The sequence below is a fragment of the Streptomyces sp. NPDC055078 genome, from assembly GCF_053607985.1.
Window position 1 is genome coordinate 1 of the sequence record NZ_JBSGUP010000541.1, and the last position, 5,670, is coordinate 5,670.

4 protein-coding genes and 1 riboswitch are annotated in these 5,670 nt (G+C 71.6%); of the genes, 2 read left to right on the plus strand and 2 right to left on the minus strand.

Annotation, left to right across the window (positions count from 1 at the left end; all coding sequences use genetic code 11):
- Nucleotides 1-781 (plus strand): tRNA (guanosine(46)-N7)-methyltransferase TrmB (gene trmB, locus ACWF94_RS31480; protein ID WP_453496148.1); only part of this gene is annotated, 781 nt, incomplete at its 5' end.
- A gap of 401 nt (nt 782-1,182) precedes the next feature.
- The gene (locus tag ACWF94_RS31485) at nt 1,183-2,439 is read left to right on the plus strand and encodes a PrsW family intramembrane metalloprotease (RefSeq protein ID WP_453496157.1); all 1,257 of its coding nucleotides are present in this window, start codon (nt 1,183-1,185) and stop codon (nt 2,437-2,439) included.
- A gap of 309 nt (nt 2,440-2,748) precedes the next feature.
- Here ACWF94_RS31485 and ACWF94_RS31490 read toward each other — a convergent pair whose 3' ends face one another.
- Both ACWF94_RS31490 and ACWF94_RS31495 read right to left on the minus strand, forming a co-directional pair.
- Nucleotides 2,749-3,786, minus strand: a complete 1,038-nt coding sequence (locus ACWF94_RS31490) for a M23 family metallopeptidase (RefSeq protein WP_453496151.1) — start codon at nt 3,784-3,786, stop codon at nt 2,749-2,751.
- Between the two features lie 11 nt (nt 3,787-3,797).
- Nucleotides 3,798-3,955, minus strand: a riboswitch (cyclic di-AMP (ydaO/yuaA leader).
- A 336-nt stretch (nt 3,956-4,291) separates the two neighbouring features.
- A complete protein-coding gene (locus ACWF94_RS31495) occupies nt 4,292-5,452 on the minus strand; it encodes a PP2C family protein-serine/threonine phosphatase (protein ID WP_453496154.1) in 1,161 nt (386 codons plus the stop codon).
- Nucleotides 5,453-5,670: the final 218 nt, after the last annotated feature.

Sequence of the window (5,670 nt, forward strand, 5' to 3'; positions counted from 1 at the left end):
AAGCCATACCTCCAGCGAACCCGTCCGGGACCAAAGCGAGCCGCGTTTCCCCGGTGGGCCCGTCGCCGACCCCGCGGGCTCGCACCACGAGCGGCGCATCCGGAGCTTCCAGCCCCGGCGCAGCCGGGTGACGGCCGGGCAGGGCGACGCGCTCCAGCGGCTCTGGCCGAGGTGGGGCTTCGAGATCGACGGGCGGCGGGTCCTCGATCTCGCGGAGATCTTCGACGGCCTGCCGGTGGTCCTGGAGATCGGCTTCGGGATGGGCGAGGCGACGGCGCGGATGGCCGCCGACGCCCCCGGGACCGGCATTCTCGCCGTCGACGTCCACACCCCCGGCCAGGGCAATCTGCTCGCCCTGGCGGAGCGGTCCGGACTGTCCAACATCCGGGTGGCCAACGGTGACGCGGTCATCCTGCTGCGCGAGATGCTCGCGCCCGGGTCGCTAGGCGGGATGCGCGTCTTCTTCCCCGACCCCTGGCCCAAGAAGCGGCACCACAAGCGCCGGCTGATCCAGCCGGAGTTCCTCGATCTCGCGGCACGGTGTCTGAAGCCGGGGGCGGTCCTGCACTGCGCGACCGACTGGGAGCCGTACGCCGGGCAGATGCTGGAAGTGCTCACGGCGCACGCCGCGTTCGACAACACCCGGGCGGACGGCGGTTTTGCCCCACGCCCCGCTTTCCGGCCGCTGACCCGCTTCGAGGGCCAGGGCCTCGACAAGGGGCACACCGTGCGTGACCTGCTGTTCCGCCGTACGGCGGACACCGCGGCGCACGACGCGTAACGGCCCGGCGGGCCGAAAGGCCGTCGCCAGTTGTCAGTGGGGCTCGTTAGGGTCGTTGAGTGTCCGAGCCGCCTCCGCATCTTCAGCAACCGCCCGCGCAGCCACCACCGCGCCCGGCGTACCGTCCGGAAGCGTCCGGGGCGCCCCGCCCCACGCCCCCGTCCCCGGCGGACCGGCACCCCTCGCCCCTGCCCGCGCACCCGGCGCCACTTCCCGTACACCCGCCCGCCCTGCCCGCGCACCCGGCGGCCGGCCGGGCGACGACCGCGCACACCCCGGCCCCGTATCCGGCCGGAGGCGGACACCCCGCCGCCCCGTATCCGGCCGGAGGCGCGCACACCCCAGCACCGCATCCGCACCCCGCCGTCCCCGCCTTCGACCGGCAGCCGCTGTTCGACGCCGTGCCCGAGCGGTCGCGCTGGCGCTACAAGCCCCGCCGGGCCGCCCGGTTCTGGCACAGCAGGGCGATCAGGGCCGGGATTCTGATCACGGTGCTGGCGCTCTGCGCGCTGGTCATCCTCGCGCTCGTCCGCGAACAGACCGGCACCCAGGGCTTTCTCGTCGGAATCGGACTCGCCACGCTGCCCGTGCCGCTGCTCGCCGCCGCCTTCCGCTGGCTGGACCGGGTCGAGCCGGGGCCCTGGCGGAATCTTGTCTTCGCCTTCGCCTGGGGAGCGTTCGCCGCCGCGCTGGTCGCGATCCTGGCGAATTCGTTCGCGACCCGCTGGATAGCCACCGCCACCGCCGACCCCACCAGCGCGGACACCCTCGGCGCGACGGTCATCGCCCCGGTTGTCGAGGAGACGGCGAAGGCGGCGGCGATCGTGCTGATCTTCTTCTTCCGCAGACGGGACTTCACCGGCATCGTGGACGGCGTGGTGATCGCCGGGTTCACCGCGACCGGCTTCGCCTTCACCGAGAACATCCTCTACCTCGGCACCGCCTTCGACGAGGACCAGGCGCTGGGCCACTCGGGCCTGTCCTCGGTGACCGCCGCGACCTTCTTCGTACGCATCGTCATGTCCCCCTTCGCCCACCCCCTGTTCACCGTGCTCACGGGCATCGGCTTCGGGGTCGCCGCGCTGGCCTCCCGCCGCCGGCGGATACGCCGTATCGCACTGCCGCTGCTCGGCCTCGTCCTGTCCATGGGGGTGCACGCGCTGTGGAACGGCTCGGCGTCGTACTTCGGACCGTGGGGTTTCTATGTGGTGTACGGGGCGTTCATGGTCCCCGTCTTCGGGCTGCTGACCTGGCTGACGATCTGGACCCGGCAGCGCGAGCTGCGCACGATATCCACCGAGCTGCCCGCCTACGCGGCGGCCGGCTGGCTCGCTCCGGCGGAGCCGCAGGCGCTGTCCTCCATGAAGGCGCGTTCGACGGCCCGGGACTTCGCCCGCCGCACCCGGGGTCCGGCGGCGGCGCACGCCGTGTCGGAGTACCAGCGGTTCGCGACCTCCCTGGCGTTTCTGCGCCACCGGGCGGGCCGGGGGACCGCGGGCCCGGACTTCATCGAGCGCGAGCAGGAGCTGCTGCACCATATGTGGCAGCGCAAGGAGGTGGCCCGCCCGGCGCTGACGTACGCGGCGAGAGCGACGGGCCGCGTGCTGATGCCGCCGCCCTACCGTGACTACGAGGGCTACAACCCCTACCGCAGCTGACCGGAGCGGGAGCGGAACACCGCACCGAGAGCGGAACACCGCACCGAGAGCGGAAGGCCGCACCGGGAACGGAAGGCCGCGCCCGCGCGGGAAGCCACGCCGGGAGTGAAGCCACGCCGGGCGTTCGCGGAGGGCCGCGAGCGAGCGGACCGGAGGACCGGGTGGGATTCGACCGGCAGCCCTGACGTCGGGGGGTGAGCGCCAGGACTGCCGGAGACCGTGACTCCCGGCGGCTGGGCCGCCGGGGGAGGGTGACACGGTGGACCCGTCACCGCGCGGCAGGGGAGGTAGCCGCAGGGGACGGGACGATCAGGGGTTGAGGCCCTTGCTCCGCAGCCAGGACATCGGGTCGATCGTCGAGCCTCCGGAGGTCTTGACCTCCAGATGCAGATGCGCGCCGGTCACATTGCCCGTCGCACCGACGCGGCCAATCGTTTCGCCCGAGCCGACCTTCTGGCCCGCGCCGACGGTCATGGACGACAGGTGCGCGTACATGACCTCCGTACCGTCCGACAGCTCCAGGATGACCTGGTAGCCGTACGAACCGGACCAGCCGGCCGACTTGACGGTGGCACTGGCCACCGCCTTGGCGGGGGTACCGGTCGGGGCGGCGAAGTCGAGGCCGGTGTGCTGGCCCGAGGACCACAGCGAACCGGACTGGCCGTAGGTGGAGGTGATGGTGTACGAGGAGGTGGGGAGCGCGAAGCTCCTCGCGAGCTTGGCCCTCGCCTCGGCCTCCGCCTTGGCCCTGGCCTCCGCCTCGGCCTTCTCCTTTGCGGCGGCGGCCTTGGCAGCGGCCTTGGCTGCGGCTGCCTTCTCCGCCGCGGCCTCCGCCTTCTTCGCCTCGGCGGCGGCCTTGACGGCAGCCGCCTTCTCCGCCGCGGCCTTCGCCTCGGCGTCCGCCTGGGACTGCTGCTCGTCGGCCTGCTGGAGAATCCGGGACCGCAGAGCCTCGCCCGAACCGGACCGGTCCGCCCGGACCTCTTCCCTGGCGAGCCCCATGGCCGCGGCGCCCGAGGTCTTGTCGACCTCCGGGGCTTCCTCGGGGCCGTCGACGCCGGGGAGATTCTCGGAGATCGCGTCGGGGAGGGAGAGGGAGACTGCCGGCTTGTTCTGCGCCGTGGCGATACCGCCCGCGCCGACCGCCGCTATCACTCCGACACCGAGGACCGTGGAGCTGCGGGCGAATCCGCCGCGCTGCTTCATCACCCGGTGCCGGTGGCGGCCACGCACCGGACCGACGGTGTCGGCGGTGGGGTTCCACTCCTCGGACGAGCGCTCCGCTCCCGTTTCGCTGAAGACCGGGGACCTGAAGGGCGCTTCCGGGGCAGGGCTGTTGGACGCCACTGAGGCGTACTCCTTTCCTTCCTTCTCGCCTACCGGGTTAGCTGACGGGTTCGGAGCAGGAAGGTCTCCTACGGGCATCGCCCACCGCAGAACTGAGCGGTGGATGAAGCCCGATTCACCCCAATTGGTGGTTCCCCGGTTCCCTTGCGGGATTCGGCGCACGCGCACGGTGCCGCCCTTACGACGGCTGGGACGACCGCGCTGCGTTATCGAACGTTAATAGACACGAGGACCGTATTCCAAGTTGTTCTGAGTGATCTTTAATCTCTTGGGAAGAACTTAACGGGACACAAGCGGCCGGATTCGGGCGACTTGATCGGCACTGGGCTCATCGAGTTCATCTGACAGTTCGTCAAATGTTATGCGGAGGGCTTCCCTTCGACTACGGAACGTGCTTCTCCTTATCTCGCCTTCATCTCTCCCCCGCGTCCGCAGTCGTCTCTCCTCGCGTCCGCCGTCGTCTCCCGATCGCATCGGGCTTCTCGTCCCTCCCTCGCATCCGCCGTCATCCCCCGCTCGCATCGGGCTTCCGGACGATGCCCGCTCGGGCGCGACGATGCCCCGTCCGTTGAAGCTCCTCCGGCCGCGCCACCGCCAGCAGCGCCAGGTCGTCGGTCGCGCCCCCGCCCGTATGCCGGCGCACATCGTCGACCAGGGCGTCCAGCAGCTCCCCCGGCCCCTCGAAGGGCCGGCCCAGGAGCCGGGCCCCCGGGTCGTAGAAGACCCCCTGTGCGTCGCGCGCCTCCGAGAGCCCGTCGGTGTAGAGCAGCAGGGTGGCCCCGGGGGGCAGCGGATACTGCTCCGCCCGGTCCGGCCACACCCCCAGCTCCCCCATCCCCAGCGGCAGCGCGGGCTCACCCGGCTCCAGAAACGCCAGACCACCGTCCGCGTACAGGATCAGCGGCTCGGGATGACCCCGGTTCACCAGCCGTACGAGACCGGAACCGCGCGGAATCTCCGCGAAGACGGCGGTGGTGAACCCCTCGAACGCGTCCAGGCTGCCCCGCCGCGCCCCCTCCCGGGCGAGCGCGCGCTCCAGCCGCTGGGCGACGCCCTCCAGCGAACGCTCCTGCTCGGCCGCCTCCCGGAACGCGCCGATGGCGACCGCCACCACCTCGACCGCCTCCATGCCCTTGCCCCGTACGTCCCCGACGATCAGCCGTACGCCGTGGGGGGTGTCCTGTACGGCGAAGAGGTCACCGCCGATGAACGCGTCGGCCTGCGCGGCCTCGTACCGCGCGGCGATCCGCAGCCCGCCGATGTGCTCGGCGGGGGTGGGCAGCACCGCCCGCTGCGCGGCCTCGGCGATGACCCGCGCGGAGGCGAGCCGCTCGCTGCCGCGCTGCACGACCCGGTTGATGACCAGGCCGAGCACGGAGACCGTCATCACGGTGAACAGTTCCGTGTACGCCTCCGGATCCGCCATCGTGTCGTTCGCCAGGTGCAGCCCCACCACGGCCAGGGTCGCCGCGACCCCGGTGAGCAGGGTGTTGAGCCAGGAGAAGAACGGCGCGGCGATCAGCGGAGCCGCCACGAACATCGGTGCGGCGGTGAACCTCGACGGTGTCACCAGGTCGTACGTCAGCCCGCCGAGGATCATCAGCGTAGGCAGCATGCGGACAAAACGGCGGGTGCCGTAGCCGCTGCGCTGTTCCGATAGCCCCAAAGGATGTTCTCCTGACCGGTCCGCCACGGCTGCGGACACGGGTTCCGCGCCCCCTCCAGGCTGGCGGCAACCGGGCCCCGGGGCGAATCGCCGCCGTCCAACCGGGCTACTGCGCGGGCCGGGCGGGCACGGAACACCGCTGTCGCGCGAACGACTATGGCCCGGCACTCAGATCGAGTGCCGGGCCATGGTCTTCAGTAGCGGGGACAGGATTTGAA